This is a genomic window from Xanthomonas arboricola, assembly GCF_002940665.1.
Taxonomy (GTDB): Bacteria; Pseudomonadota; Gammaproteobacteria; order Xanthomonadales; family Xanthomonadaceae; genus Xanthomonas; species Xanthomonas arboricola_B.
Genome location: NZ_MIGY01000001.1, coordinates 532,136 through 548,844 on the forward strand (window position 1 = coordinate 532,136; position 16,709 = coordinate 548,844).

Annotated in this window: 13 protein-coding genes; 7 read left to right on the plus strand and 6 right to left on the minus strand. The window is 66.7% G+C overall.

What is annotated here, in order from left to right; all coding sequences use genetic code 11:
* Window positions 1–120 precede the first annotated feature (120 nt).
* Window positions 121–993 carry an FG-GAP repeat protein gene (locus XarjCFBP7645_RS02395; protein WP_047127070.1) on the minus strand — a complete coding sequence of 291 codons (873 nt, stop codon included), beginning with the start codon at window positions 991–993 and terminating at the stop codon, window positions 121–123.
* Between the two features lie 11 nt (window positions 994–1,004).
* The gene (locus XarjCFBP7645_RS02400; RefSeq protein WP_047127071.1) at window positions 1,005–1,478 is read right to left on the minus strand and encodes a DUF3574 domain-containing protein; all 474 of its coding nucleotides are present in this window, start codon (window positions 1,476–1,478) and stop codon (window positions 1,005–1,007) included.
* A gap of 229 nt (window positions 1,479–1,707) precedes the next feature.
* Between XarjCFBP7645_RS02400 and XarjCFBP7645_RS02405 the strand changes: the two genes are divergently transcribed.
* From XarjCFBP7645_RS02405 to XarjCFBP7645_RS02430, 7 genes are all read left to right on the plus strand, one after another.
* The gene (locus XarjCFBP7645_RS02405) at window positions 1,708–4,143 is read left to right on the plus strand and encodes a TonB-dependent receptor plug domain-containing protein (protein WP_104536098.1); all 2,436 of its coding nucleotides are present in this window, start codon (window positions 1,708–1,710) and stop codon (window positions 4,141–4,143) included.
* Window positions 4,144–4,269: 126 nt separating this feature from the next.
* Window positions 4,270–5,028 carry a trehalose-phosphatase gene (gene otsB / locus XarjCFBP7645_RS02410; RefSeq protein WP_104536099.1) on the plus strand — a complete coding sequence of 253 codons (759 nt, stop codon included), beginning with the start codon at window positions 4,270–4,272 and terminating at the stop codon, window positions 5,026–5,028.
* Between the two features lie 49 nt (window positions 5,029–5,077).
* Complete coding sequence (locus XarjCFBP7645_RS02415) at window positions 5,078–6,856, plus strand: glycoside hydrolase family 15 protein (RefSeq protein ID WP_104536100.1); 1,779 nt, start codon at window positions 5,078–5,080, stop codon at window positions 6,854–6,856.
* Complete coding sequence (gene otsA / locus XarjCFBP7645_RS02420) at window positions 6,853–8,220, plus strand: alpha,alpha-trehalose-phosphate synthase (UDP-forming) (RefSeq protein WP_104536101.1); 1,368 nt, start codon at window positions 6,853–6,855, stop codon at window positions 8,218–8,220. The genes XarjCFBP7645_RS02415 and otsA overlap by 4 nt, the downstream gene beginning before the upstream one ends.
* A gap of 329 nt (window positions 8,221–8,549) precedes the next feature.
* On the plus strand, window positions 8,550–10,988 hold the full coding sequence (locus tag XarjCFBP7645_RS02425; protein ID WP_181126209.1) for a glucose/quinate/shikimate family membrane-bound PQQ-dependent dehydrogenase: 2,439 nt from the start codon (window positions 8,550–8,552) through the stop codon (window positions 10,986–10,988).
* 233 nt (window positions 10,989–11,221) lie between these two features.
* A complete protein-coding gene (locus tag XarjCFBP7645_RS21595) occupies window positions 11,222–11,470 on the plus strand; it encodes a hypothetical protein (RefSeq protein ID WP_181126144.1) in 249 nt (82 codons plus the stop codon).
* A gap of 86 nt (window positions 11,471–11,556) precedes the next feature.
* The gene (locus XarjCFBP7645_RS02430; protein WP_104536719.1) at window positions 11,557–13,425 is read left to right on the plus strand and encodes a methyl-accepting chemotaxis protein; all 1,869 of its coding nucleotides are present in this window, start codon (window positions 11,557–11,559) and stop codon (window positions 13,423–13,425) included.
* Window positions 13,426–13,860: 435 nt separating this feature from the next.
* Here the strand turns inward: XarjCFBP7645_RS02430 and XarjCFBP7645_RS02435 are convergent, their stop codons facing one another.
* From XarjCFBP7645_RS02435 to rluD, 4 genes are all read right to left on the minus strand, one after another.
* Window positions 13,861–14,286, minus strand: a complete 426-nt coding sequence (locus XarjCFBP7645_RS02435; protein ID WP_181126146.1) for a thiol-disulfide oxidoreductase DCC family protein — start codon at window positions 14,284–14,286, stop codon at window positions 13,861–13,863.
* 70 nt (window positions 14,287–14,356) lie between these two features.
* Window positions 14,357–14,881: a DUF4166 domain-containing protein gene (locus tag XarjCFBP7645_RS02440; protein ID WP_181126147.1), complete on the minus strand. Its 525-nt coding sequence runs from the start codon at window positions 14,879–14,881 to the stop codon at window positions 14,357–14,359.
* A 2-nt stretch (window positions 14,882–14,883) separates the two neighbouring features.
* Window positions 14,884–15,699, minus strand: a complete 816-nt coding sequence (gene pgeF / locus XarjCFBP7645_RS02445) for a peptidoglycan editing factor PgeF (RefSeq protein ID WP_104536104.1) — start codon at window positions 15,697–15,699, stop codon at window positions 14,884–14,886.
* Window position 15,700: 1 nt separating this feature from the next.
* Window positions 15,701–16,696 carry a 23S rRNA pseudouridine(1911/1915/1917) synthase RluD gene (gene rluD / locus XarjCFBP7645_RS02450; RefSeq protein ID WP_016901271.1) on the minus strand — a complete coding sequence of 332 codons (996 nt, stop codon included), beginning with the start codon at window positions 16,694–16,696 and terminating at the stop codon, window positions 15,701–15,703.
* Window positions 16,697–16,709 lie beyond the last annotated feature (13 nt).

The window sequence follows — 16,709 nt, forward strand, 5'->3', positions numbered from 1 at the left end:
GGGGATCGGCCGATGGTAGCCGCTGCCCCGCACGTGCGACAGCGGCGCGGTGGATCAGAGCGTGTCGCCGCGATTGCATCGGTCTGCTCCGTGCCAGGCGGCTGCGTGGCACCAACGGCGCTACTTCATCGCCGCAGCGACCTCGATCCAGCCGACGATGTCGCCACGGCCGGTACTGCGATAGCGTACCTGCATGCGCGTGGCATCGGCGCTGACATCCAGCGCGTCGGCCCGATCGCCTTGCACCAGATAGCGCTTGGTGCTGGTCGCCGTCGGGGTGGCGTATAGCGGCAGACGCGCCACCCGCACGCGCAGTTGCACCGGCATCGGCGCGTCCAGCGTGGTGCCGATCTCGCTTGACACCTTCGCCCCGTGCACGTCGTAACGCGGCCACACCGAGAGGGGCATGTCATCGCCGGTGCCTGGATCCAGCAAGGTCTGGATGTCGGGCGAGGCGATCGGCTGCTGCGTCCTGGCCACATACAAGCGCCCGTCGGCCGCATAGCGATACACATCGGCGTACCACATCGGCCCGCCGCGGCAGGAACTGGTCAAGCTGCGCTGCTGCTTGTCGGGCGTCAGATTGAAGAAGCCTTCGCACTGCACCGCCGGGCGCGTGGGCGCGGTCAGCGCACGAAAGCGGCGCTGCGCCGGATCGAACACGAATACCAGCACCGCTTCGTTGACCTGGCCGAGCATCGCCGACACCGCAAGATCCGGATGTCCGTCGAAGTTGTAGTCGTCGCTGTCCACGCCGGCGCCGCCTTCGCCCTCGTCCACGTTCGCGTCGAACCATTGCTCCTTGCCGCCCGGGCCCAACACCACATGCAGGCGTGTGCCGACCAGTGTGGCGGTCGCCTGCGTGTTTGCGTCGAGCGTCACCTGCACACTGGTTTCGCGTGCAAAGGACGCAAACGACAGCCCGCCCAGTGCGACGAACAGCAGCTTGCGCGCAGCGCTCACGCGCGTTCGGTGCAGATGTTCACGGCGCATGGTCGCCAGGCTCAGAACGACACCTCCACCGCCTGCCGCGACCACAACACCGACTGGTGGCCGGTGGCCTGCTTCCAGGCCAGGCGGATCGCCTCGATGTCGTTGCGCCGCTGCGGGGTGTCCTCGTGCAGGATCACCAGCACCTTGGTGCCCAGCCGGTTCGGCTCCTTGGCGCCGCGGAACAGCCACTGGCCGTAGGCGTCGAACACGGTCAGACCGTCGGGAAAGCGCGGGGTCACTTCCTTGTCCAGAAACGCCCGCCACTGGGTTTGGTCGATGGTGCGGGTCTGTGGGCGGTCGGCCGGGCCGGTTTCCTCGCCCACGCCGAAGTACAGCTCGCTGCGCACCCAGCCGCGCGCGGTCGCCGGCCGCGCCGCATCGCCCTGCAGGCTGGCAGTGGTCGATCCCGGCGCGCCACCGGGGGTGGTGGCGCAGGCGGACAGCGCCAGCATGGCGGCAAGCAGGCAGGACGGCAGCAATTTCATCGACTTCTCCACGAACGGGTACGTTTAAGACGGATCGGGGGCGGGCTCATGCAGGGCCGGCATCAGCTGATGCCGGCGTGCGCGCACTGTGCCATCTCGCACACGCCTGAACAACGCGATAATATCTCTCTATCCGGATGAATGTGGACGATCCGAACCCCTTTGCGCCCCTGCCCGGCCGGATGCCGCCCGCGCGGCGCGTTCGCAATTGCTGTCGCAGGAGAGAGAGATGACCCGCCCCACCCTTTCGGCTATCGGCCTGGCCGTAGCCGCCGTGTTGAGCGCCAACGCCCAGGCCCAGCAGGCCGCCCCCGGCGCCACCACGCTGGACACCGTGATCGTTACCGGCACCCGCGCCAGCGACCGCACCGTGCTGGAATCGACCGTGCCGGTGGACGTGCTCACCGCCGAGGACATTCGCAAGGCCGGCGTGGTCAACGGCGAGCTGGGCAGCGCACTGCAGGCGCTGCTGCCCTCGTTCAACTTCCCGCGCCAGTCCAACTCCGGCGGTGCCGACCACATCCGCGCCGCGCAGCTGCGTGGACTCTCGCCCGATCAGGTGCTGGTGCTGGTCAACGGCAAGCGCCGCCACACCTCGGCGCTGGTCAATACCGACAGCAAGATCGGCAAGGGCACCACGCCGGTGGATTTCAACTCCATCCCGATCAATGCGATCAAGCGCATCGAAGTGCTGCGCGACGGCGCCGGCGCGCAGTACGGCTCGGACGCGATCGCCGGCGTCATCAACGTGATCCTGGACGACAACCCCGAGCGCGGCGAGCTGGAAGCCAGCTTCGGCGCCTACAACACCGAGGTGGAGCCGATCGATCGCCGCGTCACCGACGGCCAGACCAGCTACGCCAGCGCCAAGGTCGGCAGCCTGCTCGGCGATGATGGCGGCTTCTTCAAGGTCGGCCTGGAGCTGAAGAATCGCGAGGCGACCAATCGCGCCGGCTTCGACCAGATCCCGTCGTTCGAGGAACAGACCCCGGCCAATCTGGCGCTGGCCGGCAAGCGCAATTACGTGCTCGGCGATGGCGCCACCAAGGGCCTGAACGCCTGGCTCAACACCAAGGTACCCTTCAGCGCCAACGGCGAGTTCTACGCCTTCGCCACCTACAACCAGCGCGACACCGAAGGCGCCAATTACTTCCGCTACCCGGACGGCAGCGCCAACTGGCGTGAGCTCTATCCCAACGGCTACCGCCCGATTTCCGAGGGCGAAAACCGCGATCTGCAGATCGTCGCCGGCGCACGCGGGCAGCTCGGCAACTGGGACTACGACGCCAGCGTCAACCATGGCCGCAACGACTTCACCTACCGGCTGCGCAACTCGCTCAACGCCTCGCTCGGCCCGGGCAGCACCACGCGCTTCAAGACCGGCGATTTCGGCTTTGCGCAGACCGTGGCCAATCTGGATCTGACCCGCGTGTTCGATGCGGCCGGCGCCACCCATACCTTCGGCACCGGTGCCGAATTCCGCCGCGAGCAGTACCGCACCCATGCCGGCGACCCGGCCAGCTATGCGGCCGGCTCGTTCACCGACCGCCCTACCGGCTCGCAGGCCGGCGGCGGGCTGACCCCGCAGGACGAGGCCGACCTGTCGCGCAACGTGGCCAGCGCCTATGCCAACGTGTCCAGCCAGTTCGGCGACAAGTTCTCCACCGACCTGGCCGGCCGTTACGAGCATTACCAGGATTTCGGCGGCCAGTGGACCGGCAAGCTGGCGGCGCGCTACGCCTTCGCCCCGGCGTTCGCGCTGCGCGGTGCGGTCTCCAACAACGTGCGTGCGCCCTCGCTCAGTCAGATCGGCTACGAAGCCACCTCCACCGGTTACGACGCGGCCGGTCGCCTGACCCAGGGCCGCCTGCTGTCGGTCAACAACCCGATCGCACGCGCGCTCGGCGCCACCGACCTGAAGCCGGAAAAATCGCTCAATTACAGCCTGGGCTTCACCAGCCAGCTGGGCGACCACTTCGACCTGTCGCTGGACTTCTTCCAGATCGATATCGACGACCGCATCGCGCTGTCCGAAGACATCACCGGCACCGCGCTGACCGACTTCGTGCAGCAGAACTTCGCCGTCGCCGGCGTGCAGAGCGCCAGTTATTTCCTCAACGCCGCCGACACCCGCACCCGCGGCGCCGAGCTGGTCGGCAACTGGCGCCAGTACGCCTTCGGCGGCGACCTGCTGCTGACCGGCACCTACAGCTACGCCAAGACCGAGTTGAAGAACGTCATCGGCACCCCGGCGCAGCTGCTGGCGCTGGACCCGGACTATGTGCTGTTCGGTGTCGAGGAGAGCAACACGCTCACCGATGCGGCGCCACGCACCCGCGCTTCCCTGGCCGCCAACTGGAACAACAATCACTGGAACCTGCAGACCCGCGTCAACCGCTACGGCAGCGCCACGCGTGTGTTCGACTTCGGCGGCGGCTTCGTGCCACGCCAGACCTATGGCGCGGAATGGCAGCTGGACCTGGAAGCCGAGTACCACCTGGGCACGCAGTGGACGCTGGCGATCGGCGGCCAGAACATTCTCGACAACTACTCGGACCGCTCCATCGACGACATCGCCTACTTCGGCAACCTGCCCTACGACGTGCTCTCGCCGATCGGCAGCAATGGCGCGTATTGGTATGGGCGGGTGCGCTACTCGTTCTGACGCCGGGATTGGTGGATTGGGGATTCGGGATTGGCAAGGGCGGCTAGTCGCCAATCCCCATTCCGAATCCCCACTCCCCGCTGTTGCATAACCTGAATATCACATCGCCTTGCGCACACTAGCGCGATGGCAGACGTGCACTCCCCCCTTCCGTCGCCGCCATTGCTGGACGATGCCTGCGCATTGTTTCTGGACGTGGACGGTACCCTGATCGACTTTGCCGACAGCCCAGAGGCTGTGCGGCTCCTGCCCGAGGTCCGTGCGGCCATCGGCCAGCTTAGCGACCGCCTGCATGGCGCAGTGGCACTGGTCAGCGGACGACCATTGTCGCAGCTGGACGCCTTGTTCGCGCCGTTGCTGCTTCCGGCCGCCGGCCTGCACGGGCACGAGCTCCGTGGCGATATCGCCGCACGCGTCGCAATGCCGCAGGACACCTCCGGGTGGCTGCATGGCCTGCACGAACGCGCCGCCACACTCGCGCATCGGCATCCTGGCGTGCTGGTCGAAGACAAAGGCGTCAGCGTCGCGCTGCATTGGCGCGCGCAACCGCTTGCCGGCCCCGAGGTTCTCGCCTTTGCGCAGCAGGAAATCGCCCAGCTTTCCGGGTATCGCCTGCAACCGGGCGACCACGTTGTCGAATTCGTGCCCGAAGGCAGCAACAAGGGTCTTGCGGTCGAACAGATGATGCAGCACGGCGCATTCGCCGGCCGCACGCCGGTATTCGTCGGCGACGACCTCACCGACGAATTCGGCTTCGCAGCGGCCAATCGCCTCGGCGGCTGGAGCGTGCTGGTCGGCGATCGCGCCCGGACCAGCGCGCGCTTCCGCGTCGATGGCACTGGCGACGTGCATGCGTGGCTGCAACGCAACGTGCGCCAGTCCTGAACGCGGCGCGCCGTCCCCTCTTTTTCTTCAAAAGGATCGTTCGCACTCCATGACCGAGCCAAACCTGGATCTGGGCGTCATCGGCAACTGCAGTTTTGGCGCATTGGTCGATCGGCAGGCGCGTGTGGTGTGGAGTTGCCTGCCGGCGTTCGACGGCGACCCGGCGTTCTGTTCGCTGCTCTCGCCCAAGCGCGAGGGCGGCGACTTCGCCGTGGAGCTGGAAGACTTCGCCAGCAGCGAGCAGCACTACCTGCCCAATACCGCAGTGCTGCGCACCGTGTTGCGCGACCACCACGGTGGCGAAGTGGAAGTCATCGATTTCGCGCCGCGCTGGCGCAACAACGGGCGTTTCTATCGGCCTGTCAGCATCATCCGGCAGATCCGCCCGCTCGCCGGCAACCCGCGCATCATCGTGCGCGCCCGCCCGCTGGCCGACTGGGGCGGCCGCACTCCGGAAACCACCTGGGGCAGCAATCACATCCGCTGGGTGCTCCCCGAATTCACCCTGCGCCTGACCACCGATGTGCCGGTACGCTTCGTGCGCGACGGCCTGCCGTTCGTGCTCAGCCACCCGGTCAACCTGGTGCTGGGCGTAGACGAATCGCTGACCCGCTCGCTCACCGGCTACGTACAGGAAGCGCAGAAACGCACCGAAGAATACTGGCGCGAATGGGTGCGCTACCTGTCGATTCCGCTCGACTGGCAGGAAGCGGTGATCCGCAGCGCGATCACGCTCAAGCTGTGCCAGTACGAAGACAGCGGCGCCATCATCGCGGCGATGACCACCTCGATCCCGGAGGCACCCAATACCCCGCGCAACTGGGATTACCGCTATTGCTGGCTGCGCGACGCCGCATTCGTGGTGCGTGCACTGAATCGATTGGGCGCCACGCGCACGATGGAGCAGTTCATCGGCTACATCTTCAACATCGCCACCGCCGACGGCACCATGCAGCCGCTGTACGGCATCGGTTTCGAATCGCAGCTGGAAGAGCACGAAGTCGAAACGATGGATGGCTACCGCGGCATGGGTCCGGTGCGCCGGGGCAACCTGGCCTGGATCCAGCAGCAGCACGATGTCTACGGCAGCGTGGTGCTGGCGTCCACCCAGCTGTTCTTCGATCTGCGCCTGAAGGATCAGGGCGATGCGGACACCTTCCGCCGCCTGGAGCCGCTGGGCGAGCGCGCCTTCGCGCTGCACAACGTCCCCGATGCCGGCCTGTGGGAGTTCCGCGGCCGCGCCGAAGTGCATACCTACACCGCCGCGATGTGCTGGGCTGCCTGCGACCGGCTGTCCAAGATCGCCGACCGGCTGGTGCTGCCCGAACGCAGCGTGTACTGGCGCGAGCGCGCCGACACCATCCGCGAGCGCGTGCTGAGCGAGGCATGGAGCGAAGAGCGCGGTCATTTCACCGATACCCTCGGCGGTCACCGCCTGGATGCATCGCTGTTGCTGCTGGCCGATATCGGCATCGTCGCCAACGACGACAGCCGCTTCGTGCGCACGGTCGAAGCGGTTGGCCGCGTACTCAAGCATGGCGATGCGCTGTATCGCTACATCGCACCGGATGACTTCGGTGAGCCGGAAACCAGCTTCACCATCTGCACATTCTGGTACATCGACGCGCTGGCCGCGATCGGTCGCAAGGAGGAGGCGCGTGAACTGTTCGAGCGCATTCTCTCGCGCCGCAATCACCTCGGCTTGCTGTCCGAAGATCTATCGTTCGAAGACGGCGAAGCCTGGGGGAATTTCCCCCAGACCTATTCGCATGTGGGTTTGATCATTGCAGCGATGCGCTTGTCGCGGAGCTGGCAGGAGGCGTCATGAGTCGTTTGGTGGTGGTATCCAACCGCGTTGCGGTGCCCGGCGAAAACCGCGCCGGCGGGCTGGCGGTTGGCCTGTTGGCTGCGCTCAAGGAGCGCGGCGGTGTGTGGTTCGGCTGGAGCGGCAAGACCGTACGCGGCGACAGCGGCGGCATGCACGAGCAGACCGAGGGCGACATCAAGTTCGTCACCATGGACCTCAACAAGCGCGACATCGATTCGTACTACAACGGGTTCGCCAATCGCACGCTGTGGCCGCTGCTGCACTTCCGGCTGGACCTGGTCGATTACGACCGCGCCACCCGCGAAGGCTATATGCGTGTCAATCGGCTGTTCGCCGAGAAGCTGGCGCCGTTGTTGAAAGACAGCGACACGTTGTGGATCCACGATTACCACATGATTCCGCTGGGCGCGATGCTGCGCGAGCTGGGGGTGGGTTGCAAGATGGGCTTCTTCCTGCACGTGCCGATGCCCTCGGCCGATCTGATGCAGGCGATGCCCGATCATGCACGTTTGTTCAGCACGTTCTATGCCTACGATCTGGTCGGTTTCCAGACCCAGCGCGATGCCGAGCGCTTCAAGGCCTATGTGCGCCTGTTCGGTGGTGGCCGCATTCTCGACGGCGACATCGTCGAAGGTCCCGGCGGGCGTCGCTTCAGTGCCGCGGCCTTCCCGATCGGGATCGATACCGACCTGATCGCCCACCAGGCCAAGGCCTCGGTCGGCAAGCAGGCAGTGCGCGATCTGCGCGAAAGCCTGCGCGGCCGTCAGCTGGCGATCGGCGTGGACCGGCTGGATTACTCCAAAGGCCTGCCGGAACGCTTCCAGGGATTTGAGCGCTATCTGGAGCGCTATCCGGACCAATCCGGCAGCCTGACCTATCTGCAGATCGCGCCGGTCTCGCGCGGCGACGTCAATGAGTACCGCCAGCTGCGCGGGCAGCTGGAGCAGATCGCCGGCCATATCAACGGTGGTCATGCCGAACCGGATTGGACGCCACTGCGCTACGTCAACCAGAACTTCAGCCACGCAACCCTGACCGGTTTCTATCGCGCGGCCTCGGTCGGGCTGGTCACGCCGCTGCGCGACGGCATGAATCTGGTCGCCAAGGAATTCGTCGCGGCGCAGGATCCGCAGAATCCAGGCGTACTGGTACTGTCGTTGCTGGCCGGTGCAGCCGACGAGATGAAGGAGGCGCTGCTGGTCAATCCACACGATCTCGACGGCGTGGCCGATGCGATCGCCACCGCGGCAAGCATGCCGCTGGCAACCCGCATCGAACGCTGGCGGGCGATGATGGATCATCTGTGCAAGAACAACATCAATCATTGGCGCCAGCGCTACCTGCAGGCGCTTGCAGATATCTGAATCCGGCTTTCGCGAGCTACCGGCACGCAGACGCGCTGCGCACCGGCAGCGCCCCGCTCCCCTCTGGCACGCCGGTTCTCGTTCCGTCACGGACACGAACGTCGTTGCGGTCTAAAATATTCACATGAGTAGCGCTGAGGACCCTGGGAGGGGCTGCGCGTTCATATCCGGACGTTCTGGTTTAGGACGTTTTTGTTAGATCGAAGGCCGCCCTTTGCCAGCCCGTGATCTTTCTCCCTCCACGACTCGCCACCGCCTGCCGGTGCCTGGGTCCTTCCTGACATCTCAAAATGACTGATCAATCCTCAAAACGTGGACTAGGCACCTGGCTGCTGGTGGTCTATGCCGTGGTGATCGCCGTGCTCGGTGCGGTGCTTGCCTACGAGGGCGGCCGCCTGGTCGCCGTCGGTGGTTCCTGGTATTACCTGCTGGCGGGCATTGGCCTGTTCCTGGCCGGCGTATTGTTGGCGCTGGGCAAGCGTGCCGGCCTGTGGCTGTTTGGCGCCACGCTGGCTGCCACCATCGCCTGGGCGCTGTGGGAAGTGGGCCTGGATGGCTGGGGTCTGGTGCCGCGTCTGGCCTGGATGTCGGTGCTGGGTCTGCTGCTGCTGCCGTTCTGGGGCGTGGCCCGTCGACGCATGCAGCCGTTGTCGGGGCTGGGCTATGTGCTGGTGACCGGCGTACTGCCGATCCTGGGCGCGACTCTGATCCTGTGGCCGTTGCTGCTACCGCGCAATGTCGAGCTGGCCGATGCCTCCACGCTGCCGGCCGGGGACGCTGCGCCGTTCAGCCGCACCAACGTGCCCAGCCCGGACGGCAACGTCGCGGCCAACCACGATGCCAGCAACTGGACCTCGTACGCCGGCTCCAACCTGTCCAACCATTACACCCCCGGTGCGCAGATCACTCCGGAGAACGTCAAGAACCTGAAGGTGGCCTGGGAATTCCATACCGGCGATCTGAAGCCGGCCGGCTCCAAGTTGGGCTACGCCTTCCAGAACACCCCGCTCAAGGTCGGCGACCTGCTCTACATCTGCACCCCGACCCAGAAGGTGATTGCGGTGGAAGCGGCCAACGGCAAGGAGCGCTGGCGCTTCGACCCGCAGACCAACCCGAAGGCGATGGCCGGCGTTGCCGCCACCACCTGCCGCGGCGTGTCTTACTACCAGGCGCCGCAAGGCACCGCCGAGTGCCCGACGCGGATCTTCTGGCCGATGGTCGACGGCCGCCTCGGCGCGCTGGACGCGCAGACCGGCAAGCTGTGCACCAGCTTCGGCACCAACGGCTTTGTCGATCTCAATGCCGGCACCGGCAACACCAAGCCGGGCTTCGTCGGCCCGACTTCGCCACCGGTGGTGATGCGCGGTGTGGTGATCCAGCCCACCGGGCAGGTGCGCGACGGCCAGGAAGGTGATGCACCGTCCGGCGTGGTGCGCGGCTTCGATGCGCTCACCGGCCAGCTGCGGTGGGCCTGGGACCTGGGCAACCCGGCGATCACCGCCGAGCCGCCGGCCGGGCAGACCTATACCCGTTCGACCCCGAACGTATGGTCGCTGATGGCCGCCGACGACGAGCTGGGACTGGTCTATCTGCCGACCGGCAACGCGTCCGGCGATTTCTTCGGCAAGGGCCGCACTCCGCAGGATGAGGAATACACCGCCGCGCTGGTGGCCGTGGATGCGGCCACCGGCAAGGAGCGTTGGCACTTCCGTACCGTCAACCACGACCTGTGGGATTACGACATCGGCCCGCAGCCGAACCTGGTCGACTGGCCGGTGGCTGGCGGCGGTACCCGTCCTGCGGTGATCCAGGCCACCAAGTCCGGCCAGGTATTCGTGCTGGACCGCGCGACCGGTGCACCGATCATGCCGGTCAAGCAGATCGCCGTGCCGCAGGGCACCGATCACGGCGACTGGACCGCGGCCACGCAGCCGATCTCGCCGGGCATGCCCAATACCGTGGGCGCACCGAGCCGCGAGTACGAGACCATCGTCGAGTCCGACGCCTGGGGCATGACCCCGTTTGATCAGCTGGCCTGCCGTATCCAGTTCAAGCAGCTGCGCTATGAGGGCATGTTCACCCCGCCGACCCTGCAGGGCTCGCTGGCCTTCACCGGCAACCACGGCGGCATCAACTGGGGCGGCGTGTCGGTCGATCTGCAGCGCGGCATCATGGTGATGAACAGCAATCGCCTGCCCTACACCCTGCAGGTCTACACCCGCGAAAAGATGGACGAACTGGGCGTGGTGTCGGTGTTCGACGGCAAGAGCAAGACGCCCGGCTACATGGCGCAGAAGGGTCTGGCCTACGGCGCCCGCAAGGAGCCGTGGATGTCGCCGCTCAACACGCCGTGTGTGGCACCGCCGTGGGGCTACATCTCCGGCGTGGACCTGCGCACGCAGCAGGTGATCTGGCGGCGTCCGCTGGGCACCGGTTACGACCAGGGCCCGATGGGTATCCCGTCCAAGACCAAGTTCGAGATCGGCACGCCCAACAACAGCGGCTCGCTGGCCACCGCCGGCGGCGTGACCTTCATCGGCGCGACCCTGGACGACTTCATGCGCGGCTTCGATACCCGCACCGGCAAGCAGGTCTGGGAGACCCGCGTGCCGGCCGGCCCGCAGGCCGCCCCGCTGAGCTACACCATCGACGGCAAGCAGTACATCGTGGCCGCCGTGGGTGGGCACGACCGCATGGAAACCAAGTCGGGTGACAGCGTCATCGCCTGGGCACTGCCCGACGACGCAGGCGCCAAGCCGGCGAAGTAAGCCGACGCGGCATCAGCAAGTTCTGCATCGATAGACCGGTCATCGCGAGATGGCCGGTTTTTTTTTTGGGGATTCGGGATTCGGGATTCGGGATTCGGGATTCGGGATTCGGGAATCGGGAATCGGGAATCGGGAATGGAAAAGCGCTTTTCTGTTGCCGTCCGGGTTGGGCTGGATCTGTGGTGCGCCGGATTCCCGATTCCCCATTCCGCGCTCTTCGATGCGTCGCGCGGATGGCGCTGCTGGTGCGTCTTGGCCGGGTGCGCGCGATCGGATCGCGCGGGGTAGCGGCCTGCGAAGTGCCTGCGGGGATCTGCCGATATTTCACTCAAAATTTACAATTGCAAGGCCGGCGTGCAGGTGTAAAAGACGGTGTCGCGGTGCGCTTAGCTGCTCTGAAGCGGCTTCCAAAACAAACACATCGGCATTTCAGGGATCCGGCCCGACAGATTCCGACGAACGGCGATTTCACGCCGTCATGATTCGGGCTGGAGCGCCGATACCCATGGAACCCCACGCAGTGCAGGACAGCGCTCCCCACTTCGAATCACGCAGTTGGACTCAGCCTATGTCGCCCTCACACGATGCCACCGCCGTCTGCCGCCCGCGCTCCGGCCGCAACCTTGCGCGTGCCGCCACGACCGCATGGCTGCCTGCCGTTGCACAGATCGGGCTACTGGTTCTGCTGACCCTGTACGCCGCCACGCTGCTGCCGGGCGGTCTCTGGGGCGGGTTGGGGCGCTTGCTACCGGCGCTGCTGGTGCTGGGCGCGGCAAGCGCCGGGCTGTGGTGGTGGCCGCGCCGTCGCAACGTCGCGCAACTGGAACAGATCCTCGGCACGGTGACGGCCATCGGTGACGGGCGCTTCCAGCGTCTGGATCTGCGCCATGCCTCCGGCGAGCTCGCGCCGGTGCTGCACGCCCTGCAGGCAACCCAGGACAAGCTGGGCATCCACATCGATGTGATGGAACAGGGCCTGCGCCATGGGCAGTTCGTGATCAAGGCGCTGGACGATCTGGACACCATGATCCGCATCGCCGACGACGACGGCCAAGTGCTATTTGCCAACCGCAAACTGCTCGCGATGCTCAAGCGGATCGAGCCGGATGTGCAGAGCTTTCGCCCCGGCTTCCATGCCGATGGCTTCGTCGGCGGCAGCATCGGCGACATCTATCCTGACAGCCAGGCCGCGATCGACCGCATGCGCGCATTGACCACCTCCGGGGCGGTGCGCGCGCCCTTCTTTGGCCGCCAGATCGACTTCGTCTACAGCCCGATCATCGCCGCCGACGGCACCAAGCTGGGCACCATCGCGCAATGGATGGACGTCACCGCACAGGTCAACGCCGAGCAAGCGCTGATCCAGATCATCGATGCCGCCGCGGCCGGCGATTTCAGCCGGCGCATGCAGATCGACGGCATGGACGGCATGTTGCGGGCGCTGGCCCAGGGCATCAACCGCATCTACGACTCGGTGGAAATCCACCTGGCGGCGCTGGCACGCGTGATCGGCGCCATGGCAGAAGGCGACCTCACCCAGCGGGTGGACGGCGATGCGCACGGCATCTTTGCGCGTCTACGCGACGACACCAACCAGACCGTGACCCGGCTGACCGAGATCATCGGCGGCATCCAGGTCGCGTCGGACACGATCCGCCGCGCGGCGGTGGAAATCGCCGCCGGCAACACCGACCTGTCCGAGCGCACCGAGCAACAGGCGGCCAATCTGGAAGAAACCGCCAGCTCCATGGAAGAACTCACCTCCACCGTGAAGCAGAACGCCGACAGCGCGCTGCAGGCCAATCGGCTGGTGGTGGGCACCGGCGAAGTCGCGCACAACGGCGGCCAGGTGATGGACGATGTGGTGTCCACCATGGGGCAGATCAGCACCGCCTCGCACAAGATCGGCGAGATCATCGGCGTCATCGACGGCATTGCCTTCCAGACCAATATCCTGGCGCTCAATGCTGCGGTGGAAGCCGCCCGCGCCGGCGAACAGGGCCGCGGCTTTGCGGTGGTCGCCTCGGAAGTGCGCGCCCTGGCGCAGCGCTCGGCCGATGCGGCCAGGGAGATCAAGACGCTGATCGCCGACTCCACCGGCAAGGTCGAACGGGGCTCGGGCCTGGTGCATCGCGCCGGCGCGACCATGCGCGAGATCGCCGGCTCGGTCAAACGCGTCACCGACATCATGAGCGAGATCACCGCCGCCAGCGCCGAACAATCCAGCGGCATCGAACAGGTCAACCGCACCGTCGCGCAACTGGACGAAGTCACCCAACGCAATGCCGCGCTGGTGCAGGAAGCCACTGCCGCTGCGCGCAGCCTGGAAGAGCAGGCCGTGGAGCTGGCCGATGCAGTGTCGATCTTCCGCCTGCAGCCTGCGCACAGCGGCGAACAGAAGCTAGCGCGCGCAAGCTTCAAAAACGCGGCCGCGTAAGCCGCCGGCATCCCAAATCACGAAATTACCGTAGGAGCGCACCCGGGCGCGACGACGCTTTCCCGGTAACGCCACATCGCGCCCAGGTGCGCTCCTACACAAAGCAGGCATGCCCGTCCGCCATCTCAGATCCCGCACGCGGCCGACCAACACGCCGATCAGCCAGCCATCGTAGAAATCAGCGCGCTGTCGTAGAAGCGCACCTGGGCGCGACGACGCCTTCCCGGTAACGCCGCATCGCGCCCAGGTGCGCTCCTGCACAAAGCAGGCATGCCCGTCCGCCATCTCAGATCCCGCACGCGGCCGACCAACACGCCGATCAGCCAGCCATCGTAGAAATCAGCGCGCTGTCGTAGAAGCGCACCTGGGCGCGACGAAGCCTTCCCGGTAACGCCGCATCGCGCCAAGGTGCGCTCCTACGTCGGGCGGTGGGCGCTAGCCCAGAAACCGCTCGCGCTGCTCTGGGCTCGGCAGCATGCAATGGTCAGTGCGACCGAACCAGCGGTAGCGATTGCGTGCAATCAGGCGATAGCCGATGTCGCGCACGCTGCGCGGCACAACGCGCAGCACCGTGACCAGCCGCCAGAAGCCGCCCAGGCCGGCCAGCACCCGCACGATCGCATCGCTGTCGGTCCACGCACCGCGGTCATCCACCAGCAGAAACGACAACGGGTCGTCCGGATCCAGGCCATGCTGCTGCAACAGCGCGCGCCCGGCCTGGCCCTGCATTGCGGCAAAGCGATAACGCCCGCGTCGATCGTGACGCAGTAGGAACCTGACCCAGCCATTGCACAGCAGGCACACGCCATCGAACACGATGGTCGCGGGCACCGCGCATGGCTGACGACCAGGCGGCTCCACGCGAGACGGCTTCGAGTGAGCAGGCTCCAACTGAGACGGCTCCAGCCCAGACACGTCAGCGAGCGCTGGATCAGCGCGGTTCAAGCCAGCCCTCGTAGCGAATGAACGGGCCGACCAGCGGCAAGTGCACGTCGACCAGGAATCCGTAACGCCCGGCGTCGGCATGCTCGCGGCACCGCACCTGCTCGAACCAGCGCGCGGGCAACGGGATCCAGCCCAATGCCCACACGCGTGTGGCCTGCCAGTACAGCGATTGCGCATCGGCGCGTAACGCGAATTCGAACCGCACCGCGCCCAACTGTTCGCGCAAGCCAGTGCCATCGCGCCATAGGCGCGAATGCATCGGCAGGCCGCCAAACCGCCGATGCCAGCGCTCGCCGGTCGCGTCGGCAAGAAACTCCACTTCGACCTCCACCTCGCCACTGCGCGGCAACCGGCTCAGCAACGCCAACAACGGGACCAGCGCATGCATGCCGCGTTGAATCTTTGCCCGTCCCACGAAGATCTGCCGCTGCTGCACCGAATGCAGCGCGCGCACCGGCGCAGGCAGCCGCGCAAACGCGTCCTGCCCCAGCACCTGCGCGAACAACGGCATGTTCAGGGCGCGATCCAGGCCAGCGTGGCCATGCGTCCGCTGCGGCGGTCGCGACGATGCGAGAAGAAGCGTTGCGGCTCGGAAATGGTGCACAGCCCGCCGCCGTGGATGGCGCTGGCCGGTACACCCGCATGCTGCAGGCGCTGACGCGCCAAGGCATACAGGTCCACCCGCCAATGCCCCGGGCGGGTCGCAACAAATGCGCGTTGCGCCTGCGCATCGTGCGCGACAAAGGCGTCGAACACGTCTTCACCGATTTCATAAGCCTGTGGTCCAGCTGCCGGCCCCAACCATGCCATCATTTGCTGCGGCGGCGTGCGCATCGCCGCCACGCTGCGCTCCAGCATGCCGTCGGCCAGGCCGCGCCACCCTGCATGCGCGGCGGCCACTTCGCTGCCATCGCCAGCGGCGAGCACGACCGGCAAGCAATCGGCGGTGAGGATCGCCAGCACCACGCCGGGCACGGCGGTCAACGCTGCATCGGCGACCGGTTCCTGCGCACCTGGCGCGCCAGTGCTTGCTGCGTGCTGCTGTTCGCCGGGCGCGAGCACGGGCGCGTCGACACGCAACACCTCCACCCCATGTACCTGACGCAGCCACTGCGGGGTGCCGGGCAGTGCCAGCGCCTCGACCAGCAGCGCCCGGTTGCGTTCCACCTGCTCCGGCGCGTCGCCCTCGGCGCCGTTGCGGTTGCCGAGGTTGAGCGTGTCGAACGGCGCCAGCGAGCCACCCAGCCCATAACGCAACGTGGTCAGCGCATGGACGCGCGGCGGCGCCGGCCAGGCGGCGGGCAGCACGAAGGGGGCGGCGGTGGCCACGTCAGCGGCGTGCCAGCTCGGCGGCGCGTGCGCTGTCTTCGCGCAGCGCGGTCATCAGCCGCTGCAGATCGGCCGGCACCGGCGCGCTGGCGCGCACCGGCTCGCCGCTGACAGGGTGCAGGAATTCCAGGGTTTCGGCATGCAGCGCCTGGCGTTTGAAGGTGCGCAGCTCGTGCACCAGTTCGTCGCTGGCGCCCTTAGGCAGCTTGAGCGCGCCGCCGTACAGCGGGTCGCCGACGATCGGCGACTTCAGATGCGCCATGTGCACGCGGATCTGGTGGGTACGCCCGGTTTCCAGCCGACATTCCAGCGCGGTGTGCGCGCGGAAGCGCTCGCGCAGGCGGTAATGGGTAACCGCATCGCGGCCATCGTCGCGCACCGCCATCTTCAGGCGATCGCGCGGATGGCGGTCGATCGGCGCGTTGGCGGTGCCGCCGGAGACCAGCGCGCCCACCACCACCGCCAGATACTGGCGATGCACATCGCGTGCGGACAGCTGTTCCACCAGCGCCGTCTGCGCCTGCACGGTACGCGCCACCACCATCACGCCGCTGGTGTCCTTGTCCAGCCGGTGCACCACGCCCGCGCGCGGCACCGCTGCCAGCGCCGGGTCGCGGAACAGCAAGGCGTTGACCAGGGTGCCGTCCGGATTGCCCGCGCCCGGGTGCACCACCAGCCCGGCCGGCTTGTCGATCACCAGCACCTGGTCGTCTTCGTACAACACGCTCAGCGGGATGTCCTGCGGCGCGGCGTGGGTCTGGGTTTCCAGCACCACCTGCACCTGCACGCTCTCGCCGCCGCGCAAGGTGTCGCGCGGGCGCGCCATTTCCCCGTTCAGCAGCGCATCGCCGGACTTGATCCACTCCGACAACCGGGAGCGCGAGAATTCGGGGAACAGCTCGGCCAGCACCGCATCGAAACGCCGTCCTGCGGCGTTGTCGGGCACGATGGCCTGGCGGATGGACGGGTCGAGGGGTTCGGCAGATGGGTCGGACATGGACACAGGCACT